The organism is Pseudomonas marginalis, assembly GCF_008692035.1.
Taxonomy (GTDB): domain Bacteria; phylum Pseudomonadota; class Gammaproteobacteria; order Pseudomonadales; family Pseudomonadaceae; genus Aquipseudomonas; species Aquipseudomonas marginalis.
On record NZ_VTFG01000001.1, the window covers coordinates 290,149 to 312,236 of the forward strand.

Sequence of the window (22,088 nt, forward strand, 5' to 3'; positions counted from 1 at the left end):
GATGGCTCAGAGTGGTCCCCGTCGACGGGCCGAGCAATAACGCAAACCTCACTGCTACATGAATAAAATTCAGCACTCGTCAATGTGGACCGCAAATGCTTGAATGGCACGATCCGCCCGCGACCCAAAAAACAATAGGCTGAATACCGATGCGCCAGGACGATATCCCCACCTCCAATCTGCCACCGCTGAGAGCCATTCAGGCCTTCGAGCAGACAGCCCGTTTCGGCAACCTGGCAAGGGCCGCCGAAGTGCTCGACCTCACACCGTCAGCGATCAGCCATCAACTGGCCAAGCTGGAGGTGATGATTGGTCGGCAGTTGTTTGTGCGGGCAGCGCGTGGGGTGACCCTGACGCCAGTGGGTGAGCAGTACTTGAAGGATATTTCCGGTCTGTTGCAGAGCCTTGAGGTCGCCACCGAGCGCGCCGCGAGTGACGTCAGCCTGGATTGCCTGCGGCTGCATTCGGCCCCCAGCTTTGGCTTGCTCTGGCTGATGCCGCGGTTGGAGTCGTTTCGCGCGAGCAATCCGGACATCCAGATCAATTTGTCGTGTTCCTATGAGTCGCTGCATTTCAGCCAGGACAAGATCGATGTGGATATTCGTCACGGCCGGCCTAATTGGCCCAGCTATGAAGTGCGCACCGTACGCAACGAAAGTTTCGCGGTGCTGGCCTCGCCCAAGCTGATCGCGCGCTGCGCGGTAGAAAACGCCGCGGATCTCCTGGCACAAGAGCTGATCCTTTCCGAAGCAACCTTGCTCAGGTGGCCTGAGTGGTTCGCCCAGCATGGCCTGGCGCGCCCCGAAAAGCCCTACGCCTTGAGTTTCGACCGTTCCTACATGAGCCTGGAAGCCGCGAGCCACGGCCTGGGGTTCGCCCTTGAAAGCACGCTGCTGGCGCAAAAATACCTCGCCAACGGTTCGCTGGTTGAAGTCGCCCCCGAAGCGTTGAGCGCTGCGGTTGCCGCCCACCATTTGGTGTTCCCGAAGGCGCACTCCAGTTTTCCCAGGGTCAGGCGGTTCTTGGGGTGGATGGAGGTGGAGTTAGGGCATAGCTTTGTGTTCTAGCGCTGTGGTTTTCCAAAGGGAATGACCGTTATTTGTCCAACGACTATCCTGGGCAAGACGGTTTAGAAGACGTTAGAGAGTACAAGAAAAACACCAATGGACAGCAGCAACGCCCCTGCGACTCGGTTGATCCACACACCAATGCGTGGATTATTACCTAACTTAAGGCCAATCTGTCGTCCACAGAGCGCAAGGGGCAGCTCTACTAAAATCATGACCACTACCAGGACGACACCGAGATAAAGCATCGAAAGTGCTTTATGACTTGCGTGCTGTGGAATGAATTGCGGCATGAATGAGAGGGTGAACATCATCGCCTTCGGGTTGAACAAGTTGGTCATCAACCCGCGTCGGTAGACGGGCCAGAAACTTGCCCTGATTCCGCCCTGGACCTGTGTCACCGATTGACCGGAGCGGAGCAGGCCCACACCCAGCCAGGAGAGGTATGCCGCGCCTGCTATTACCAACAGGCCATACAACAGTGGAGACGCGGCGATCAGGGCCGCCACACCCGCTATCGCCAGAAGCACATAACAAAACGCGCCACTCGCCACGCCAAGAATTGCAGCCATACCCCCGCGGGCACCATTACTGATCGAATTAGACAGGATGTAGATCATGTCCGCTCCGGGCGTGATCATTAGAATCGCCACTGACGTAGCAAATAGAACCAAGGTCGTGAAAGAAATATCCATGGGGAGTTCCAGATCAATCAGAGGTGAATGATGAGGAACGCTTCTACATAGCGTATAGAATCGGATTACTCATCGAATCGCGGTGGTGCAGGCAAGCCAAAGATTGGTGTGAAGAGTCGACAAAGTTGGTATTTCTGGACCCCTCGTCTAAAGCAGCCTGTTGTTTCCAAACTCACCGGTCATTTATACAGACTGCGCATTCTCGGCCCAGCGTGCTGCGAAATCCGTCGAGCGAATTGCCGGGTCGCACTCAATTATGTCGAGGCTTACAAGCCTGTGGGCAACAAAAGGATCCTCGGCCATTATTTTCTGAATGTCTGACAACTGATGGGCGTGGGCAAGAATGAATCCGCCACTCTTATCCATGAGCGGGCCGGCGAAAAGCACATGTGCCGATCCGATGTATTTGATCAGCCAGCCCTTGTGCGCATCCAGGTGCTCCCGAATCTGTTCGGCAGAACTGGTGTAGGTCAACTTTATGGCGTAAAGCATCCGTTAATCTCCTGGCTTTAATGGTTATTAGTGGGCGGCTGACAAGTGTGCCACTGCCGAGGTAATGGCGTTTTTGGCCAGCGTTACGCCGTTATCGCGAACCTGCTCGCCTTTAGAGGCGCCTTCGGCACGAACGAATTCGATATCGTCAATTCCCAGAAAGCCAAAAAACGCTTTCAGGTAACTTTCCTGAAAGTCCATGTTCTGAAAAGGACCTTCAGCGTAAAAACCTCCGCGCGCCGATGCCACGATGACGCGCTTCCCGCCGCATAAGCCAACAGGGCCGCGTTCGGTATATTTGAACGTGCGCCCCACCTGCGCGACTCTGTCTAACCAAGCCTTCAACTGAGTCGAAACGCTGAAGTTGTACATTGGCGCACCGATTACGAGCACTTCGCTCGCGAGAAACTCGGTCACCAGCGTTTCCGAGAGTTGATGCTCCAATAAAATTTCTGCCGAAAAATCACTGTTTCCCATTTGTCGAAACCCTGCGGCAATTGAGCCACTCAGGTGTCTCACTTCTTGGTCGGCGAGGTCGCGGCGCTGCACGTGGGCACCAGGATTACTGGCTTGAATGTGCGCAACGATGGAGGCGGTAAGATCTCGGGTGATGGAATCTTTGCCCATGATGCTGGAGTCAATATGGAGCACTTTCATTCTTGATTTCCTCGGGAGTGGAAAAGCGTTGTTATCAACGTTGTTTGTGGGCAGAGGCTCATCTTTCCGATTCGCTGGCAGCACGGTCGATGAATTTGGCTACTGCATCGGGCTGAGAAATCAATGACAGGTGGCTGGATCGAATAGACAAGGTCCTGGCGCCAATCTGGCGCGCAATGGTTTGCTGTACCGGGTAGGGAAGTGCCTGGTCATCGATTGTTTGCAAGTACCAACTTGGCTTGTCATGCCAGGCCGCATGCTTGACCTTTGCGGCGAAACAGACGGCGGCAATTGGCTGCTGCACTGATGACAGAAACCGTGCGTTTGACATCGCCAGGTCTGCGCCCATCACGTGATGAAATTGCGCTGGGTCATCCAGCCAAAGCAGCCCATCCGCATCCGGGCTGAGGCCCGTCATTGGCGCCTTCAACCGCGCCAAGAGATCCGCAGCAGACTCACCACTGTCGGGCACGAGCGCGGATAGATAGACCAAGCCTTTTACATTACTGGCGTTGCCAGCCTGTGTTATCACCGCGCCAGCCCACGAGTGTCCCACCAGCAGTACATCGCCCTTTTGCCTGCGCAGAACGCGCTCCGTGGCGATTACGTCATCACTCAATGAAGTCAATGGATTCTGGACAGCGGTGACGTGATAGCCCATCGCAGTCAATCGCTCCATCACTGCATACCAACTCGAGCCATCTGCGAAAGCACCATGTACCAGCACGATATTAGGCACGGGGTGTGCGGTTGTTGCCGCCATGGCGGAGCCTCCAGATATCAGCAGGAACGCTCCCACTGTGAAAGTGAGTCGACCTGACCACCTTAGAAACGCCCACAAACGTTCTTTTGCGCAGTGAACATTTAGGTGCAATAGCTTTTTCATGCAGGCCGTCTCTACAGTTTGTGCTGCAAGTCTAGGGAGACTCTGCTAAAACCGTGAGGGCTCGGATCGGCCATATTTCATGCAAAACTCGCCATCTTGATCTTTAAACAGGGAATTACCATGCGCATTGCCATCGTTGCTTTAGAGGGCAGCCTGATGTCTGCGATTACCGGGCTGGCTGATTTGTTCTGGATGACCAATCAGGCGTTGAGGTCTCCACCGGCGGGGTTGCCATCGGCCTTAAAGGCCCACGTCTGCGACGAGTTTGAGACGATCATAGTCAGTGCCGATGGCAACGCAGTGCGAGACCCGCAAGGGCGGGTGATCCCCGTTGATACAACATTTGAAAATGTCGGGCCTTGCGACGCTGTACTTGTTACCGGGATGGCACTCGGGGCTGATCGGCTGCCACCTGGCTCTGAATCCCTCACGCGAGCTGCACAGTGGATTAAAGCCAATCACCAACAGGGAGCACTGGTGGGGGCGGCGTGTGCCGGCACATTTGTGCTGGGCGAGGCAGGCCTGTTGAACCGTCGGCGCTGTACTACAACGTGGTGGCTCCACCATGTTTTCAAACAGCGATTTCCCAAGGCGCTGGTTGCATGGGGTTCCGCAGTAGAGTCCCAGGATCGTATCGTGACTACCGGCGGGCCTTTGTCGTGGATTGATTTGGCGCTTTATGTGATCAGGAGCCTGGCAGGCGCGGAGGTAGCGAAATTAACGGCTGATATTTCTGTGACCGATAGCTTGCCATTGCCCCAGTCCGTCTACGCGCCCCGAGGATTCATTAACAATGCCGATCCCCTGCTGCTGGAAACCGAGCAAATCATTCGACACGGAAATCCTGGCCTGACCGCTGCGGGGCTGGCCAAGGCGTTGAATGTGAGCGAGCGAACTTTACACAGACGCTTCAAGAACCTCACAAATGAATCGCCTAAAGAACTCATCACCCGCGTGAGAATAGAGACGGCCTGTGTACTGCTACAGATACCAGGGGCCAGCGTTAAACAGGTAGCCCTTAATTGTGGCTATAACGAGGACACGTCATTTCGTCGTTCTTTTATACAACTGACGGGGATGACTCCCGCGGATTATAAGCGTTGGTCGAAAGGGCGCGCCTTGGTCGATATCGAAGCTGAGAGTTCTTCGGTGTTCAGCTAAGCCATGGGGCCATGCAGATGTTTGGCCTGCTGGCTCGAATAGATCAGGTGATAGCTGCCAAGGCCCGGGCAGCGGCTCAGGCCAAGCTGCCTGGAGCAACGAATGCTTATCCGCCAGCGCGGTCGTTACCACCATGCGCGGCGATGAACAGGGTGACGGCCGATCGGCAATAGGATTCGATTTCATCCTCTGCTCTCGCCTCATCGAAGCGGGCGATCATCAGGAGATCGGAGCCTTTGAAAAGCGCGGCAAACAAGCGGGCGGACCCCAGAGGATCGGGCACGTTCAGCACCGCTTTCCCGTGCAACTGACGCAACAGGGCCTCGATCTGGGCGATGACATAGGCGGGGCCGGCTTCGTAATGGAGCTTGCTTAACGACGTTTGATTCGTCTTGTCGACCATGATCATGGCTTCGACACTGCGCACATCCGGGCTCAACAACGTGCGAAGCAGGAATGTTCCCACCGCCATGAGCTGATCTGCCGCCGAACCGTCGACGCCTTCAATAAGGGTCTGTGGTGCAAACTGATGGCAGTGGGCCGCGATGGCCGCGCTGTACAGCGCTTCCTTGTTCTCAAAGTGCCGATAGATGCTGAGCTTGGATATCTTCGCCCGCTGGGCGACCTTGTCCATTGTCGTCGCTTGAAAACCCAATTCCACAAAAAGTTCGCACGCGGCGTCGACTATCGTTTGGCCAAGCGCCTCGTTGGCGGGCCGGCCGCGCCGACCCTGGTTGTGTTCAGTCATAAATATTCCAGTACTTGACAGTATTCTAATTCTTGAATTAGGGTACTTCAAAGTATCTTAAGCATGCAAGCCGATCTCCCTTCATCCACAGCACAGAGCCCATCACCATGAATGACGTCATCATCATCGGCGGCAGCTTTGCCGGTCTTGCTGCAGCCCTGCAGCTCGGTCGTGCCCGGCGCACGGTCACCGTTCTCGATACCGGCCTGCCACGCAACCGCTTCGCCGGCCACTCCCATGGCCTGCTCGGCCACGATCACAAGCCACCGCTGGAGATCCTGGCCGAGGCGCGGCGGCAGCTGGCACGCTATCCCACGGTCAGGCTGGTCACTGCCCGTGCCGAGAGCATCTCCGGCGCCATCGACGATTTCTGCGTCCTCACTGGCGATGGCGAAAGCCTCAGGGCCCGCCGCCTGATCCTGAGCTATGGCGTCGTTGACCAGATGCCTGATGTTCCGGGCTATGCCGAAAACTGGGGCACCTCCATCGTGCCTTGCCCCTATTGCGACGGCTTTGAAGTCGCCGGCCAGCATTGGGGCCTCGTCTGGTCCGGCCCGCAATCGATGAATCAGGTCAGGCTGTTCCACGATTGGACCGACACGTTGACGGTCTTCACCAATGGGCATGACCTTCCACCCGACATCCAGGCCGATCTGGCGCGACGTGGCATCTCTGTCGTCAATGGCCGGATCACCGAAATCGACCATGCCGAGAACCATAATGCCACCGTCAGGCTCAACGCCGGCCCACCTGTCGCGGTCGACATTCTGTTTGCGCATCCGCGCAACAAGCCGTCTGCGCGCCTGCATGAGTCGCTGGGCCTCGCCACGGTGGATACGCCCCAGGGCATAGCCCTGAAGGTCGACGAGCGTCGCGAAACCAGCGTGCCCGGCATCTATGCCGCCGGCGACCTGGCAAACCCCCTTATGGCCTCGGTCACCCTGGCAATATCGCACGGCGCGACGGCGGGTATCTCCGCCCAACAGTCGATGCTGGTTTGAGGACAATTCGGTTGTCGCAGGCTTCTGGAACACGGGTCTCAGAAGGTCGCCGTTCCCGGCTTTTGCACGGCCTGGTTAAAAACGAATCAAAACGAGGAGATGTCATGACAGAGCAAAATGCCTATCAGGTTGCCGACTGGAATGGCCAAAGCGGAGAATACTGGGCCGCTAACCAGGCCCGGCTCGACGCCATGTTTGCGGTATTCGGCCAGGCCGCGATCGAAGCCGCCGCGCCAGCCACGGGCGAACGCGTGCTTGACATCGGTTGCGGCGCGGGCGCGTCGAGCCTGGCTCTGGCCGCCCGCGTCGGCGCGGGTGGTCATGTGCTGGGTGTGGACATATCCGAACCGCTGATCGGCCGCGCGCGTGCGCTGGCGCCACAGGATACGCCGGCCCGGTTCCGGGTAGCCGATGCCAGCAGCGCCGAGTTGCCCGAGGGCGCGTTTGACCTCCTGTTTTCGCGTTTCGGGGTGATGTTCTTCGACGATCCGACAGGGGCGTTCGCCCATATGCGACGCGCGCTCCGGCCGGGCGGGCGGGTCGCTTTCGTCTGCTGGCGTGGTGTGGCCGAGAATGATTGGGTGCGCCTGCCGATGGGCGTGCTCAAGGGCATCCTCCCGCTGACCGCCCGGCCCGATCCCGAAGCGCCCGGCCCATTCTCGTTTGGCGACCGGGAGCGCGTGGCACGCATCCTGACAGCGGCCGGCTTTACCGATATCACCAGCACGCCCTTCGATGCTTCCATCCCGTTCGGCGAGGGCGGGACGCGGGACGCGGCGATCGACGACGCGGTGAAGATGGCATTCGAGGGGGGCCCGCTGGCGCTTGTGCTCGCTGATCAGCCCGACGCCATCCGAGCCCGCGCCTGGGCCGCGGTTCGCGCCGCCTTCGCGGGCCTAGCCGGCAAGCGGTCGGTGATGATCGACGGCGCGACGTGGATCGTCATGGCACGCAATCCGGCAAGCTGACAGGGATTGATAGGGGAGGTGTTTGGCCTTCCGCGTAGAGACATTGACCTGAAACCAACCCTGATCATTGCGAGGTTGTGACAAAAGTATAATTTGGTCACTCGTTGTCAAGCGCTTTTCGGATGCGTAAGCTAGCTCGCATGAACAAGACATCCATAGCTTCCCCCAGCATCCGTGGCCCAGCCGATCATGAGATCCGGAATCAGATCGTCGCGGCGGCCAATCAGCACTTCAGTCAATACGGCTATAGCAAAACCACGGTTTCCGACCTGGCGAAAGCGATCGGGTTTTCCAAGGCGTACATCTACAAGTTTTTTGATTCCAAGCAGGCGATTGGTGAGGCTATCTGTGGCAATTGCCTGGCGGAAATCATCGCGGCCGTAGAACAGGCCATCAATGTAGAGGACATTTCGCCGACCGAACGTTTTCGACGTTTGGTGAAAACGCTGATCGCTACCGGGGTGAATTTGTTCTTCAGTGATCGAAAGCTCTATGACATCGCCGCATTTGCAGCGTCTGAGAACTGGCCCTGCGCTCAGCAATATGACGCCTTGGTCAGGGATTTCGTGTTGCAGATTGTGCGTGAAGGCCGAGAAATCGGCGAATTTGAACGCAAAACACCCTTGGACGAAACAGTCGATTCGATCCACCTTACGCTGCGCCCTTTCGTCAATCCGTTGCTTTTGCAATACAACCTTGACTTCGTCGAGCTGGCTCCGGTCCTCACTTCCAATCTCATTCTGCGTAGCTTGATGCCGTGAGCCTGCGTTAATCATCTCTATCACTTTGCTCTGATATCAACGCTTAGATGATGGTGAACACCGATCCAGGTGGACACCCTTTTCCGGGGCGCGGTATTAACTCGAATCCGGGGCCTGATCCCCATATTCAGGGCCTCGTATCAAACCTCACTAGGTAACTGAGTGGATTATCCGCGCAGCATTTGCCGCGTAGCCATGCATGTTCATTTGCCGGATTTGTGACTATTGACATGAATGGTCACATGAATAAGTATGCTGTACCTATCCTGGAGGAATCGCCGTGGCGCGCACGATCTTCGTAAATCTGCGCTGCGGCCCCTCCCGATAGCCCGCGTTCAGCGTGACGCTCTCTACCGCTTTATCCCGATGATCTATCGAGTCCTAATAATGAAAAAAATACTGCGCAGGACCCCGCTTGGCCTTGCTGTTGCCCTCTCGTCGACTCAACTGTTCGCGAGCGGTTTCGCTCTTAATGAACAAAGCATCAGTGGGATGGGCTCCGGATTTGCCGGCCGTTCTTCATCGGCAGAAGATGCGAGTACCGTCTTCGGTAATCCGGCCGGTATGTCTCGCTTGAAAAAAGAGCAGGCCAGCGTCGGGGCGGCAACGCTTTTCGCAAAGGCCCATATAAGCCAGACGCGCAGCACATTCGGGGGGCAGGAGGACGGGGACATGGTGCCGACCACCACAGTGCCCATGGGTTACTACGTCAAACCCATCGATGAGCACTGGGCGTTCGGTGTGGGTTTCTATGTGCCGTTTGGGCTAATGACCGATTATGGCAGTGGTTTCGCCGGCCGCTACTACGCCAACAAAAGTGAGGTCACGACCCTTACGTTTCAGCCCACCATCAGCTATGCGTTCAACGACAAGGTCTCGATCGGTTTCGGACCGACCATCAACCGTATCAGTGGTGAGCTTTCCGGGATGGTGCTCAATCCACTCAGCCCAGGCCGCAATGACGGAAAGCTCAAAAGCACCGGCGATGACACGGCGCTTGGATTTAACGCGGGTATTCTAGTGCAAGCGACAGATCGAACTCGGTTGGGTCTGACCTATCACTCCAAGGTCAGCTACCGGCTGGATGCCAAGACCAAGCTCACCGACGGCATCTTCAGTGTGCTGGGTGTAAGCGGTACGAGCTATGACGCGTCCTTGGATGTGGACACCCCGGAATCAGTCGATTTTTCCGTGACTCATCAACTCAACAATGACTGGACGCTCTACCTGGGGAGTACGTGGACGCGCTGGAGTCGCTTCAAGGAGTTGGTGTTCGAAAACAGTGGCTTGCCTGCGGCGTTGAGCGGAACGCTGAGTCGTATTACCGAGGAGCAGAACTGGCACGACACGTGGGCGCACGCTATCGGCACGGCGTATAAGCTGAACAATCAGTGGGTTCTTCGCGCCGGCTTCTCGGTTGACCAGTCCCCCACCAACAACGTCAACCGTGGGCCGCGAATCCCTACCGGTGACCGGAAAGTCATCAGTGTCGGGGCAGGGTGGACGCCGGCGGAGAATGTCACGATCGATGTGGCGTATTCCTACCTATGGGAGGAAAGCGTACAGGTCAATGACGTATCCGCCTCAAGAGGCGCCTACAGCTCGAAGTATAAAAATAGCGCGAGCGGTTTGGGCACTTCTGTCAGCTATCGATTCTGACTCGCGGCGGGGCCTGAGAGCGGATACCTAGTGGATCAGGTATCCGTCGTCGGGGGCATTGCCTGGCCCGCTCAAACACCCATTACCCGTGACATCAGGCCCTGGTGAAGTCGACGGGGTGTGGCCCAGGTCAAGACCGCAATAGCCTTGTTGCCAAAGCCCGGCACGACGCTCATGCGGCCTGCGTGCAACGCTTGTATCCCCGCTCGCACTACAGGCTCGGGTTGCATCATGACCCTCTTCAAGACCGGTGTTATCTTTTGTTTGGCACTTGCTGCAAACCCGGTATCCGACATGCCTGGACAAAGCGCTGTGACCACCACACCGTCTTGTTTGAGCTCACGATGCAGGGCGTCGGAGAATCTGAGTACGTAAGCCTTGGCGGCAGAGTAAACCGCAAAGTTCTTCACGCCCTGGTAGGACAGCAGGCTGGCTGTCATCAAGATATGCCCCTTGCGCCTGGCCCGCATATCCTCTGCAAACAGACGAGTGATGGCGGTCAGGCTGGCGACGTCCAGGTCGATCATCGCCAGGGAGCTTTCCAGGGGCTCATCCAGGAATGCTCCCTGCAAGCCGTAACCCGCATTGTTGATCAGGACATCGACCACCGTATTGCTGTCATGCAGGCGCCGATGCAGATCGATAATCACATTTATTGATGAAAGATCTGCTTGCTGCACCATCACGTCGACGTCGAAACGACTACGCAATTCGTCCGCGAGTGCTTCAAGCTCGTTCAGCCTGCGGGCTACCAGAATCAGCGATTTCCCTTTTGCGGCGTACTGTCGGGCAAATTCCTTGCCGAATCCGCTGGAGGCTCCAGTAATGAGCACCCATGAATTTTCTTTCACGGCCATCTTGCATACCCCTTGTTTGAATCTCGAAAACCACCCGTGTCATCGGCTCGTCAGTCGGCTATCCGAGGGCTGCCAGCCGCCACCCAGCGCCTTGAACGCGGCGACTGCCGCGCGTGCCGATTCGGTTTGTGCCTGCGCCCGAGCGTCGGAAGCCTGAAGCAGGGTCTCGTCAGCGTGCAGGACGTCAATCAAGCTGGCCGTGCCTTTCTCATAAGCAGTGAACGACGATTGGCGCGCTTGCGTCAAAGACGTCTCGCCTCCAATGAGGGTGGTTGCTTGGGCGTCCCGATTCACCAGTGAGGAGAGCGCGTTCTCGACATCCTCGGTGGCGCGCAGCACAGACTGACGGTACGCGGCCAGGGATTCGGCTTCCTGTCCCTTGGCTTGGTCGATTTGGGCGTTGATGCGCCCGAAGTCGAAGAGTCTCCAGCGCAGTCCCAGTACGCCCGACGATTGACTGGCGCCGCCGGAAAAAAGATTGCCTGCCGATACAGCCGTTGCACTCCCCAGTAAGGCGCTCAGAGAGAACTTAGGGTAGTACTCGGCAATCGCCTCCCCGATGCGTGCGTTTGAGGCGGCAAGGCGGCGCTCGGCCACAATGAGGTCAGGCCTGCGGCGCAGTAAGTCGGCTGGCGTTCCCATGGTCTTTAACTGCGGCGCTGCCGGAATGCTTGCGACCATGGCAAGTTGCGTGCGATGAGTACCGGGTGGCGTGCCGAGCATGACATCGAGTGAATTCATGGCCGCATCCAGACCGGTCTGCAGCACCGGTACGGTGGCTTGGACCTGTGCTAAAGCCCCCTCGGTCTGACGAACCTCATAGCTGGCGGCAAGCCCCTTGCTGTAGAGCAATTGGACTTTCTCCAGCAGCCCCTGCTGGGTTTTGACTTGTCGATTCGCGATGTCCAGCCGAGCCTGCAATCCGCGGACAGTGATGTAGATATCCGCAGTCTGTGCGGCGATGGCCAATCGCGTGGCCGCGGCGCCAGCCTCGGACGCTTGGTACTCGGCCAGTGCCGCCTCGCGTCCGCGTCGCAGGCCGCCAAAGACATCCACTTCCCAGCTGGCATTGAGGTCGGCTTCGTAGGAACTGCCATAGCGATCATAGCCAGGGGTTGAGTTCAGCACCTGGCCGAGTGGCGTCTCGACTGATTGGTAGGCGCGGGCGGCCTGGCCGCTGATATTTCCCGAGGGCAATAAAGCGGCATTGGCGGCGCCTAGTCCTGCCCGCGCCTGCGCGACTCGTGCCTGGGCCTGCGCCAGATCGAGGTTCTGTTCAAGCGCCTTGGCGACGAAGTCGGCGAGCAGTGGATCACCGAAGCCCTCCCACCAGATGACGAGGCTGGCAGGCGTCGCCCCTGGTCTCTGCTCGACAGAAGACTGGCCCAGGTAACGGTCCGGGAGCGGGGCGTCCGGACGGCGATAGTCCGGACCGACCGCACAACCTGTCATCAAGCTGGCGCTGATCAAAAAAGCAGCGGGGCGGAGGGAGTGCATTGGGATTCCTTGAATCGAATATTGTTGGTGACCATAGTACTGTATGGTCACTCTCTGTCAATTGAGGCCCCTGGGCTAAATTCAGGTATGACTGAAAAATATCGTTCATCCCCGTCATGTGCTGCTTTGGAATATGCAGTCCTGCATCAACCTAGCCTTGTTGTAACGGGGTCATGAGCGATCGCGTAGTGGGGTGGTGCATCCTTCTGCGCCATTGGAGAGTTCGAATGTGACCGTTGACAATAATAGTCACTAGTCTGAATATGTGATCCCTGTTCTTTCTATTCAATAAGGGAACCTATGCTCCGGCTCCGACCCATCCCCATTGCAGCCTGCTTGTTGCCTCTCGTCCTGACGGCGTGTGGTGACTCATCCAACATTGACGATCCGCGCACGCAGGCTCCTCTGGTAAGGCCCGGAACGGTTGAGGGTTCCTCGGAGACATCACGTTCATTCACGGGAGTGGTGGCGGCCCGCGTGCAGGGCGATCTCGGCTTTCGGGTCTCCGGCAAGATCCTCGAGCGGCTGGTCGATACCGGCCAGAGCGTTAAACGCGGTCAGCCGCTTATGCGCCTTGACCCTATCGACCTGGGGTTGCAGGCGCGAGCACAGCAAGAGTCGGTCACCGCCGCCAGGGCCCGCGCCAGGCAGACAGCCGATGACGAGGCGCGATATCGCGACCTCGTCGCCGCAGGGGCTGTTTCTGCATCGGCCTACGACCAGGTCAAGGCCGCAGCGGATAGCGCAAAGGCGCAGCTCAGCGCCGCACAAGCCCAGGCCGATGTCGCCCGCAATGCTTCCGGCTACGCGGTGTTATTTGCGGATTCCGACGGGGTCGTGGTGGAGACACTCGCAGAGCCCGGGCAAGTCGTCAGCCCGGGGCAGCCCGTGGTTCGACTGGCCCGCGCAGGCCAGCGCGAAGCCATCGTGCATCTGCCCGAGACGTTGCGTCCTGCAGCCGGATCCAGCGCGCAAGCGACGCTTTACGGCAGTACCGCAGGGGCTGTTACAGCGAAGCTCAGGCTGCTTTCTGACTCTGCCGACCCAGTGACGCGCACGTTTGAGGCGCGGTATGTGCTTGAGGGCGCGCTGGCCAATGCCCCGATAGGTTCGACGGTCACGTTGCGGATCGCAGAAGGCGCCGCGCACGGGCAGGCGCTGCAAGTCCCCATCGCGGCCCTTTATGACCCAGGCAATGGCACCGGTGTGTGGGTGATCGCAGGCTCGCCGGCAAAGGTGAGCTGGCGTCCTGTTCAGGTGCTGGGATTGAGCGACGATGCCGCACGCGTGGCAGGCGATCTCAAGGTCGGTGAGCAGATCGTCGCGTTAGGCGCCCATCTGCTGCGCGATGGAGAAGACGTGAGAGTGCCCCAGCAGGATGACGCCCATGTTGCCGGGAGTCATCCATGAGCGAAGGCCGCTTTAATATTTCTGCGATCGCCGTTCGTGAGCGATCCATTACGGTATTCCTGATCTTTCTGATCGCGGTTGCGGGCACCCTGGCGTTCTTCCAGCTGGGGCGTGCGGAGGATCCACCGTTTACGGTCAAGCAGTTGACGGTCATTACTGCCTGGCCGGGGGCTACTGCGCAGGAAATGCAGGACCAGGTCGCAGAGCCACTTGAAAAACGCCTGCAGGAATTGAAATGGTACGACCGCTCGGAAACCTATACGCGGCCCGGTCTTGCTTTCACCATGGTGTCGTTGTTGGACCGCACGCCCCCCTCACAGGTGCAGGAAGAGTTTTATCAGGCACGCAAAAAGCTCGACGACGAAGCCACCAAGCTACCGGCGGGTGTAATCGGGCCCTTGGTCAACGACGAGTATTCGGACGTGACGTTTGCGCTGTTCGCCCTCAAAGCCAAAGGCGAGCCGCAGCGGCTGCTGGTGCGTGATGCTGAGTCGTTGCGCCAGCAACTGCTGCATGTGCCGGGCGTGAAGAAGGTCAACATCATCGGTGAGCAGGCCGAGCGGATATTTGTTTCGTTCTCCCATGATCGGTTGGCCACCCTGGGCATTGCGCCTCAGGACATCTTTGCCGCGCTGAATAACCAGAACGTGCTCACGCCCGCCGGTTCGATTGAAACAAATGGGCCGCAGGTCTTCCTCCGCCTGGACGGCGCCTTCGATAAGCTGGAGAAGATTCGTGACACGCCGATTGTGGTTCAGGGGCGCACGCTCAAGCTCTCCGACGTGGCCACTGTCGAACGTGGCTATGAAGACCCGGCAACCTTTCTGGTGCGCAGTAACGGAGAAGAGGCCCTGCTGCTGGGGGTCATCATGCGCGAAGGCTGGAACGGCCTGGACCTGGGCAAGGCGCTGGACGCCGAGACGACCAAGATCAATGAAGGCATGCCACTGGGCATGACGCTGACCAAGGTGACCGATCAAGCCGTCAACATCGACTCGGCCGTTGGCGAGTTCATGGTCAAGTTTTTTGTCGCGCTGCTCGTGGTGATGCTTGTTTGCTTCCTCAGCATGGGCTGGCGTGTGGGCGTCGTGGTCGCAGCTGCCGTGCCATTGACACTGGCGATCGTGTTTGTGGTGATGGCGGCCACCGGAAAGAACTTTGACCGTATTACCCTCGGTTCATTGATCCTGGCGCTCGGGTTGCTGGTAGATGACGCCATCATCGCGATCGAAATGATGGTCGTGAAAATGGAGGAGGGCTACGACCGCATCAAAGCCTCCGCGTATGCCTGGAGTCATACGGCCGCGCCGATGCTCTCTGGCACACTGGTAACGGCGGTTGGCTTCATGCCCAACGGTTTCGCCCAGTCCACTGCCGGCGAGTACACCAGCAACATGTTCTGGATCGTGGGTATTGCTCTGATCGCTTCCTGGGTTGTCGCAGTGGCTTTCACCCCTTACCTGGGCGTGAAGTTGCTGCCAGACATCAAGCAGGTAGAGGGTGGGCATGCGGCTATCTACAATACCCCGCGCTACAACCGCTTCCGCCGGGTCCTGACCCGGGTCATCGAACTCAAGTGGCTGGTGGCTGGCACGGTTATCACGCTGTTTGTCGTGGCCGTCCTGGGCATGGGCCTGGTGAAGAAGCAGTTCTTCCCGACGTCAGACCGTCCCGAGGTGATGGTCGAGGTGCAGATGCCCTACGGAACCTCCATCGAGCAGACCAGTGCCACTGCGAAAAAGGTCGAGGCCTGGCTGCAAAAGCAGGAAGAGGCAAAAATCGTCACGGCCTATATCGGGCAGGGCGCGCCGCGTTTCTTCCTGGCGATGGCGCCAGAACTGCCGGATCCCTCGTTCGCCAAGATCGTGGTGCTGACGTCCAGCCAGGAGGCACGTGAAACCCTCAAGCTGCGTTTTCGCGAGGCGGTCGCTGCCGGGCTCGCCCCCGAGGCCCGTGTCAGGGCGACTCAAATTGTGTTTGGTCCGTATTCACCCTATCCCGTCGCCTACAGGGTAATGGGGCCTGACCCGACGAAGCTGCGCGAGATTGCGGGCCGTGTACAAGCGGTCATGCACGCGAGTCCGTTGATGAGGACGGTCAACAGCGACTGGGGCCCTCTGGCGCCGACCCTGCATTTCAGCCTGGATCAGGATCGCTTGCAGGCGGTTGGACTGACCTCCAGCGCCGTCGCCCAGCAGTTGCAATTCCTGCTGACGGGCGTGCCGATCACGTCGGTTCGTGAAGACATTCGTTCAGTGCAGGTGGTTGGCCGCGCCGCAGGCGATATACGTCTGGACCCTGCGCGGATTGAAGGGTTTACATTGGTAGGCGCCGCGGGCCAGCGGATCCCGCTATCCCAGGTCGGAGAGGTGGATGTGCGCATGGAGGATCCGATCCTCAGGCGCCGTGACCGTACACCGACGATCACCGTGCGTGGCGATATTGACGAAGGCCTTCAACCACCGGACGTATCGGGTGTGATCATCAAGCAACTGCAGCCGATTATCGACACGCTCCCCGCCGGCTATCGGATCGAGCAAGCGGGTGCAATCGAGGAGTCGGGCAAGGCAGGCCAGGCGATAGTGCCGCTGGTTCCGATCATGATTGCGCTGACGCTGCTGATCATCATCGTCCAGGTGCGTTCGATCTCGGCAATGATCATGGTGTTTTTCACCGCACCGCTGGGACTTATTGGCGTGGTGCCGACGCTGCTGATATTTCATCAACCGTTTGGTATCAACGCCCTGGTTGGGCTGATCGCGCTGTCGGGCATCCTGATGCGCAACACGCTGATTCTGATCGGGCAGATCCATCACAACGCCCAGGAAGGCCTGGATCCCTTTCACGCCGTCATCGAAGCCACGGTACAGAGGGCTCGCCCGGTACTGCTGACGGCGATGGCGGCCATCCTGGCATTCATCCCGCTGACCCATTCTGTTTTTTGGGGCACGCTGGCCTACACACTGATCGGCGGTACTTTGGTCGGCACCATCATGACGTTGGTGTTCCTGCCGGCGATGTACGCCATCTGGTTCAAAATCCGCCCAGGCAACGCGAGCAAGGCTCAAGCGGCGCAACCTACCTGAGCAAGGGGTGTTCGAGGGGAGGGCGCCGGCGTCCTCTCGTCGGTCAACTCGCCAAAGCGGCTGCTTCTGTAGGCGCGGATTGAACAAGGACGAGGATTCAAATGGGTACAGTGAGGTAATCTGCTGCATGAGCTAACGTTCATGCATGCGCTTTTCCCATAACTCGCTGGATCCTGCCCCGATGAGAGACCTGCCGCCTACCGCGACCTTGCGCGCCTTTGAAGTTGCCACCCGCCACCCGACGTTTACTGCAGCCGCACAGGAACTGCATGTGACTCAAAGCGCGGTCAGCCACCAGCTCAAGCACCTTGAGGCGCTTTGGGGGCTGCCGTTGTTTGAACGTGGCAAGGCGTTACGCCTCACGGCGGCGGGGGCTGCGCTGGCGCCCATCGTGCGGGAGTTTTTCATCAGCCTGGAGGCGACTTTGGGTGACCTGCGCGAGCAAAAGGGCCGGGTTCGGCTCAGCGTCAGCACCACCTATTCCTTTGCGCTCAAATGGCTGCTGCCACGCTTGCCGCGTCTGTCTCGCCAGCACCCCGAGCTGCTGGTCTCGCTGGACACCACGGATAAAATCATCCACTTCTCTCACGGCCAGCCAGATGTTGCGATCAGGCTCGGCAAGGGCAATTACCCAGGCCTGTATTCGGAGTTCCTGTTTGGGGAGCAGGTATTTCCCGTGGCCAGTCCCGAACTGCTGCGGCGCGTTGGCACACCGCAACGCCCGGCAGACTTGTTGCATTTCCCGCTCCTGACTCGGGATGGCGCCGAGTTGGTGCCAAAGTGGGAGGTGTGGTTTCAAGCCGTCGGGTTGGCCTATTTGCCGCTCCAGGAAAGCGTCAGGTTTGGCGATACCAACATGACGGTCGAGGCGGCTTTGCTCGGCCAGGGCGTTGCATTGGTGCGCAGCGGGCATGTCGAGAACGAAATCAGCGATGGCCGTTTGGTGCGGCTGTTCGACGTACCGCTTCCGTCGCCGCTTGCTTACTACTTCGTCTGCCCCAAGGGCATCGAATCCCAGCCGCACATCGCCAGCTTTCGCCAATGGCTGGTCAGCGAGGCACTGAAGGTCCAACGACCGGATGAGTGAGTCATGAGTTTCCGCTCATGCTGTGCTGAGGAGACTTCGCTTTAGCCCCGGCGCCGGATTGCCTACAGTGGAGCATGCCTACTCATCTCATCCTCCTCGTGCTTTTCGCCGCGCTCCTGCATGCCGGCTGGAATGCGCTGCTGCGTAGCGGCGCCGACCGGCTGTGGTCCATGACGGTGATGTGCATTGCCATCGCCATCGCCAGTGTCGTCGCCGCAGCGTTCATGGTGCTCCCCGCGATTGAAAGCTGGGGCTACGCGGTGCTGTCGGGGTTGCTGCATGTGGGCTACAACCTGTTTCTGGTGCGCAGTTACCGCGTCGGCGACCTGGGGCAGATCTATCCGATTTCACGGGGATCGTCGCCGGTGCTGATCACCTTGGGGGCCGCCGTGTTTGCCGGGGAAAGCATCACGCCTGGCGAGTTGCTCGGTATTGCGTTGGTGTCCGGCGGGATTATTTCGCTGGCCTTCAGAGGGCGCAGTCTGTCGGTTCCCAGCCTGCCCTATGCGCTGGGAACGGGCGGCTTTATTGCGGCCTACAGCGTGGTCGACGGCATCGGCGCCAGGCTCTCCGGTGCGCCGCTTGCCTACACGGTGTGGATGTGCGCGCTGTGGGGCGTGCTGATGCCGGTGGTCTACATCGGCCTGCGCGACACCCGCAGCTTGTTCCGCGTCCGGCCTGGAACAGTGACCGCGTTGGTCGGCGGGCTGGTCTCTTTGCTCGCCTATGGAATGATCATTTACGCCATGAACGAAGCGCCACTGGGCGCGGTATCCGCATTGCGCGAAACCAGCGTGCTGTTTGCGGCGTTGATCGGCTATGTGTTTCTCGGCGAAACGCTCACCCCCCGCCGGATACTGGCATGCGTAGTGATCGCCAGCGGCACCCTCATCATCGGCTGATACAGCCAACGGCTCAGGAGCAATGTCTAATGGTCAACGTCTCGCAGGCACCGCTGATTCTAATCACAGGTGGAAGTCGTGGAGTGGGGGCGGCAACCGCCCGGCTGGCCGCCGAAAGAGGTTATGACGTCGCGATCAGCTACGTTGCCAACCAGTCCGCAGCGCTGGCGGTGGTGGCGGATGTAGAAGCATTGGGGCGCCGGGCGTTGGCGATGCGAGCCGACAGTGCGGACCCGCAACAGGTGGCCGATATGTTCGCGGCCATCGACCGCACCTTCGGTCGTATCGACGTACTGGTCAATAACGCCGGGATGCTCGCACCTCAGTCACGCCTGGAGGCCCTCGGCTTCGAGCGGATGCAGCGCATCTTTGCGGTCAATGCCATCGGGCCAATACTCTGTGCCCAGCAGGCGGTGAAGCGCATGTCTTACCGCTACAACGGCCCGGGCGGGGTGGTGATCAATGTCTCTTCGGCGTCGGCACGCCTTGGCAGCCCCAATGAGTACGTCGACTATGCGGCGTCAAAGGGCGCGCTGGAGACGTTCACCATCGGGTTTGCCAAGGAGGTGGCCCGGGAAGGCATACGGGTCAACTGTATTCGCCCCGGACATATCTATACCGACATGCATGCCAGTGGCGGTGAGCCGGGGCGGGTGGATCGTGTCAAGGATTCGATCCCCATGGGGCGGGGTGGTCAGCCGGAGGAAGTGGCGCACGCGATTCTATGGCTGGCGAGCGCGGAGGCATCCTTCGTTACCGGTACATTCCTCGACGTAACGGGGGGTAAATGAGTCAAAGGCTCATCGGCTTCAAGTAACAGCGTGCGGCCTCACCTTGCGACTCAAACCCGGTGTCTTGCCCGTAATGCGCTTGAATGCGCGGCTGAAAGCGGCCTGGGAGGTATAGCCCAAGCGCTGCGCCACCTCTTCAATCGGCAGCCTCTCCAGCGTCAGCCACTGGCTTGCCAGCCGCATTCGCAGTTCGGTGACGTAGCGCAGCGGGGTCATGCCAATCGTCACCTGAAAGCGGTCCGCGAAGACCGAGCGCGAGGTATTGCAGTGCTCGGCCAGCTGCGCAACGGTCCAGTCGCGGCCCGGTTGTTGATGGAGCGCCAGCAGTGCACCGGCCAAGCGTGGATCGCGCAAGGCGGCGACCAGGCCAGAGGCATTCCCGCAGGCGCACTCCACCCACCCGCGAACGACCATGGCGGCCACCACGTCAGCCAACCGCGCGAGGATACCGGCGAAGCCGATACGCGCGGCGCCGACCTCGCGCTCCATGGTGGTCAGGATCGGCACCAGTCCGGGGTAACGCTGGCCGCCGGCATCAATCAGCATCAGTCCCGGCATCAGCCGGCCAAGGCCATGGATGCTGCCCAGTTCGAACTCCATGCAACCACTGAACAAAATAGTGCTCGGCGTGGGGCTGGCATCGGTTCCGGTATTAACCGCGCTGACGGTGTCACCTAAGGGCGCGCCGTCCAGGCGGTCGATGTCTTGAACGGGCGCGTCCGGATCGGAAAACAGTTGGTGGGCCGCGCCGTGGGAAATGAACACGGCGTTGCCGGCAGACAGCGCGTAGGTGCTGCCGTCCTCCATTCGCAGCACAGCATTGCCGACGGCCATGAAGTGGAACCAGGCGTGCCCAGTTTTTTCCGCGAAGCCCAAACCAAAGGTTGGACCCGCCTGGATACGCCGGTATTCGACGCCACGCAGGCGCATGCCGCGCAACAGCTCGTTGATGAGGTCCGAGGAAAGAGCAAACTGATCTGCTGGCATCATTCAGGTGTTTTAGTCAAAAAGAAGAGATTTTCGATCATAGATCATCCAGCTTCCCGCGCCTAGACTTCGGCTCGCCATGAAGATTGGGAGATCCGTGCAATGACTGACTGTGTATGTAACACCGTATCCGACCGCCATTCCGGCGTCGGTGCGGACGTAGAGCCTGCGACGCCCGCGTGGATGGCCGTCTTCTCGCTGGCAATGGGTGTGTTCGGAATACTGACCGCTGAGTACCTTCCGGCCAGTTTGTTGACGCTGATGTCTGCCGACCTGGGCGTGTCCGAGGCGCTGGCTGGCCAGGCGGTAACGGTGACAGCGGTGGTTGCGCTGTTCGCCGGCTTGCTGGTGCCCGGCCTGACCCGCGGCATCGACCGACGTTGGGTGCTGCTGGGTTTTTCCACGTTGATGGTCGCCTCCAATCTGTTGGTCGCCGTTTCCTCCAGCTTCGCGGTGCTGTTGGTGATGCGCATCTTGCTGGGCATTGCCCTTGGCGGGTTCTGGAGCATGGCGGCGGCGGTGGCGATGCGCTTGGTGCCGAGTGCGTTGTTGCCCCGGGCGCTGTCGATCATTTTCAGCGGCATTGCCGTCGGGACGGTCGTGGCTGTGCCGCTGGGCAGCTATCTGGGCGGGCTGTACGGCTGGCGCAGCGCTTTTTTTGCCGCAGCGGCGGTAGGCATGGTGACCCTGGCTTTCCAGTCGTTCACGCTGCCGCGCCTGGCGCCGCGCCGGCCGGCACGTCTGCGCACTGTGCTCGAGGTGTTGCAGCGCCCGGGCATCGCCATGGGGATGTTCGGTTGTGTGCTGGTGCACAGCGGCCACTTTGCGATGTTCACTTATGTTCGGCCATTCCTTGAAGGGACGACTGGCATCGGCCCCCAGGGGCTGTCGTTGATGTTGCTGGGTTTTGGCGTGGCGAACTTCGCCGGCACGCTGTTGGCCGGCAGGCTGCTGGAGCGCCACCCACTGGCCACGCTGGTGTTGATGCCGGCGCTGGTCGGCGTTGCAGCCCTGGCGCTGGTGCTGTTGCCGGCCTCGGTGCCGGGGCAGGCGCTACTGCTGGCGGTCTGGGGCTTGGCCTTTGGTGGTGTGCCGGTGGCGTGGTCGAACTGGGTCGCCAGCGCGGTACCTGACCAGGCGGAAAGCGCCGGAGGGATGGTAGTGGCCTCTGTGCAGTCGGCCATCGCCACGGGCGCCGCCGCTGGCGGTGCAGTGTTCAGCTTCGGTGGCAGCGCAGGCGTATTCGTAGCGGCGGCCGTGCTGATGCTGCTGGCGGCGTTGCTGATTGCGCTGCGTGTCCGCGTCCCTTCTGTCCAGGGCGTACGCCAGCCCAAGCCCGCGTTGCACCTTTGATCCGGTTTGCCAAACCGCTTCGA

General features: G+C 59.5%; 20 protein-coding genes. 12 read left to right on the top strand and 8 right to left on the bottom strand.

The features are described 5' to 3' along the window. Nucleotides 1-149 precede the first annotated feature (149 nt). Nucleotides 150-1,067, top strand: coding sequence for a LysR substrate-binding domain-containing protein (locus FX984_RS01195; protein ID WP_027605724.1), 918 nt, complete (start codon nucleotides 150-152; stop codon nucleotides 1,065-1,067). Between the two features lie 62 nt (nucleotides 1,068-1,129). Here the strand turns inward: FX984_RS01195 and FX984_RS01200 are convergent, their stop codons facing one another. The 4 genes from FX984_RS01200 to FX984_RS01215 all read right to left on the bottom strand — a co-directional run bounded on the left by FX984_RS01200 (nucleotide 1,130) and on the right by FX984_RS01215 (nucleotide 3,674). Further along, complete coding sequence (locus FX984_RS01200; RefSeq protein WP_146476448.1) at nucleotides 1,130-1,762, bottom strand: LysE family translocator; 633 nt, start codon at nucleotides 1,760-1,762, stop codon at nucleotides 1,130-1,132. A 183-nt stretch (nucleotides 1,763-1,945) separates the two neighbouring features. Beyond that, nucleotides 1,946-2,254, bottom strand: coding sequence for a YciI family protein (locus tag FX984_RS01205; protein ID WP_027605726.1), 309 nt, complete (start codon nucleotides 2,252-2,254; stop codon nucleotides 1,946-1,948). 27 nt (nucleotides 2,255-2,281) lie between these two features. Then, on the bottom strand, nucleotides 2,282-2,911 hold the full coding sequence (locus tag FX984_RS01210; RefSeq protein ID WP_092484055.1) for an FMN-dependent NADH-azoreductase: 630 nt from the start codon (nucleotides 2,909-2,911) through the stop codon (nucleotides 2,282-2,284). A 58-nt stretch (nucleotides 2,912-2,969) separates the two neighbouring features. Further along, nucleotides 2,970-3,674, bottom strand: a complete 705-nt coding sequence (locus FX984_RS01215) for an alpha/beta fold hydrolase (RefSeq protein WP_108574438.1) — start codon at nucleotides 3,672-3,674, stop codon at nucleotides 2,970-2,972. Nucleotides 3,675-3,917: 243 nt separating this feature from the next. Here FX984_RS01215 and FX984_RS01220 point away from each other — a divergent pair, with 243 nt between their 5' ends. Beyond that, on the top strand, nucleotides 3,918-4,958 hold the full coding sequence (locus tag FX984_RS01220; protein WP_027605729.1) for a GlxA family transcriptional regulator: 1,041 nt from the start codon (nucleotides 3,918-3,920) through the stop codon (nucleotides 4,956-4,958). 106 nt (nucleotides 4,959-5,064) lie between these two features. Here FX984_RS01220 and FX984_RS01225 read toward each other — a convergent pair whose 3' ends face one another. Next, the gene (locus FX984_RS01225) at nucleotides 5,065-5,706 is read right to left on the bottom strand and encodes a TetR/AcrR family transcriptional regulator (protein ID WP_027605730.1); all 642 of its coding nucleotides are present in this window, start codon (nucleotides 5,704-5,706) and stop codon (nucleotides 5,065-5,067) included. Nucleotides 5,707-5,813: 107 nt separating this feature from the next. Here FX984_RS01225 and FX984_RS01230 point away from each other — a divergent pair, with 107 nt between their 5' ends. The 4 genes from FX984_RS01230 (at nucleotide 5,814) to FX984_RS01245 (ending at nucleotide 10,095) form a co-directional block, all read left to right on the top strand. Further along, a complete protein-coding gene (locus FX984_RS01230; RefSeq protein WP_027605731.1) occupies nucleotides 5,814-6,707 on the top strand; it encodes an NAD(P)/FAD-dependent oxidoreductase in 894 nt (297 codons plus the stop codon). A 104-nt stretch (nucleotides 6,708-6,811) separates the two neighbouring features. Further along, on the top strand, nucleotides 6,812-7,675 hold the full coding sequence (locus FX984_RS01235) for a class I SAM-dependent methyltransferase (protein ID WP_146476447.1): 864 nt from the start codon (nucleotides 6,812-6,814) through the stop codon (nucleotides 7,673-7,675). Nucleotides 7,676-7,815: 140 nt separating this feature from the next. Then, nucleotides 7,816-8,436: a TetR/AcrR family transcriptional regulator gene (locus tag FX984_RS01240; RefSeq protein WP_146476446.1), complete on the top strand. Its 621-nt coding sequence runs from the start codon at nucleotides 7,816-7,818 to the stop codon at nucleotides 8,434-8,436. 387 nt (nucleotides 8,437-8,823) lie between these two features. Further along, nucleotides 8,824-10,095: an OmpP1/FadL family transporter gene (locus tag FX984_RS01245; protein ID WP_115486300.1), complete on the top strand. Its 1,272-nt coding sequence runs from the start codon at nucleotides 8,824-8,826 to the stop codon at nucleotides 10,093-10,095. Between the two features lie 71 nt (nucleotides 10,096-10,166). On the opposite strand, the gene FX984_RS01250 is transcribed toward FX984_RS01245, so the two are convergent. Together FX984_RS01250 and FX984_RS01255 are read right to left on the bottom strand one after the other, a co-directional pair. Beyond that, nucleotides 10,167-10,952, bottom strand: a complete 786-nt coding sequence (locus FX984_RS01250; RefSeq protein ID WP_027605735.1) for an SDR family NAD(P)-dependent oxidoreductase — start codon at nucleotides 10,950-10,952, stop codon at nucleotides 10,167-10,169. Nucleotides 10,953-10,991: 39 nt separating this feature from the next. After that, nucleotides 10,992-12,449 carry an efflux transporter outer membrane subunit gene (locus FX984_RS01255; protein ID WP_146476445.1) on the bottom strand — a complete coding sequence of 486 codons (1,458 nt, stop codon included), beginning with the start codon at nucleotides 12,447-12,449 and terminating at the stop codon, nucleotides 10,992-10,994. Nucleotides 12,450-12,749: 300 nt separating this feature from the next. Here FX984_RS01255 and FX984_RS01260 point away from each other — a divergent pair, with 300 nt between their 5' ends. From FX984_RS01260 to FX984_RS01280, 5 genes are all read left to right on the top strand, one after another. Beyond that, on the top strand, nucleotides 12,750-13,859 hold the full coding sequence (locus FX984_RS01260; protein WP_027605737.1) for an efflux RND transporter periplasmic adaptor subunit: 1,110 nt from the start codon (nucleotides 12,750-12,752) through the stop codon (nucleotides 13,857-13,859). After that, nucleotides 13,856-16,945, top strand: coding sequence for an efflux RND transporter permease subunit (locus FX984_RS01265; RefSeq protein ID WP_027605738.1), 3,090 nt, complete (start codon nucleotides 13,856-13,858; stop codon nucleotides 16,943-16,945). The genes FX984_RS01260 and FX984_RS01265 overlap by 4 nt, the downstream gene beginning before the upstream one ends. Nucleotides 16,946-17,126: 181 nt before the next feature. Further along, nucleotides 17,127-18,032, top strand: a complete 906-nt coding sequence (gcvA, locus tag FX984_RS01270; protein ID WP_146476444.1) for a transcriptional regulator GcvA — start codon at nucleotides 17,127-17,129, stop codon at nucleotides 18,030-18,032. A 74-nt stretch (nucleotides 18,033-18,106) separates the two neighbouring features. After that, complete coding sequence (locus FX984_RS01275) at nucleotides 18,107-18,934, top strand: EamA family transporter (RefSeq protein ID WP_146476443.1); 828 nt, start codon at nucleotides 18,107-18,109, stop codon at nucleotides 18,932-18,934. 29 nt (nucleotides 18,935-18,963) lie between these two features. Then, a complete protein-coding gene (locus FX984_RS01280) occupies nucleotides 18,964-19,725 on the top strand; it encodes an SDR family oxidoreductase (protein ID WP_146476442.1) in 762 nt (253 codons plus the stop codon). Between the two features lie 18 nt (nucleotides 19,726-19,743). Here FX984_RS01280 and FX984_RS01285 read toward each other — a convergent pair whose 3' ends face one another. Then, a complete protein-coding gene (locus tag FX984_RS01285) occupies nucleotides 19,744-20,712 on the bottom strand; it encodes an AraC family transcriptional regulator (RefSeq protein ID WP_146476499.1) in 969 nt (322 codons plus the stop codon). Nucleotides 20,713-20,814: 102 nt separating this feature from the next. Between FX984_RS01285 and FX984_RS01290 the strand changes: the two genes are divergently transcribed. Next, nucleotides 20,815-22,065: an MFS transporter gene (locus tag FX984_RS01290; RefSeq protein ID WP_146476441.1), complete on the top strand. Its 1,251-nt coding sequence runs from the start codon at nucleotides 20,815-20,817 to the stop codon at nucleotides 22,063-22,065. Nucleotides 22,066-22,088 lie beyond the last annotated feature (23 nt).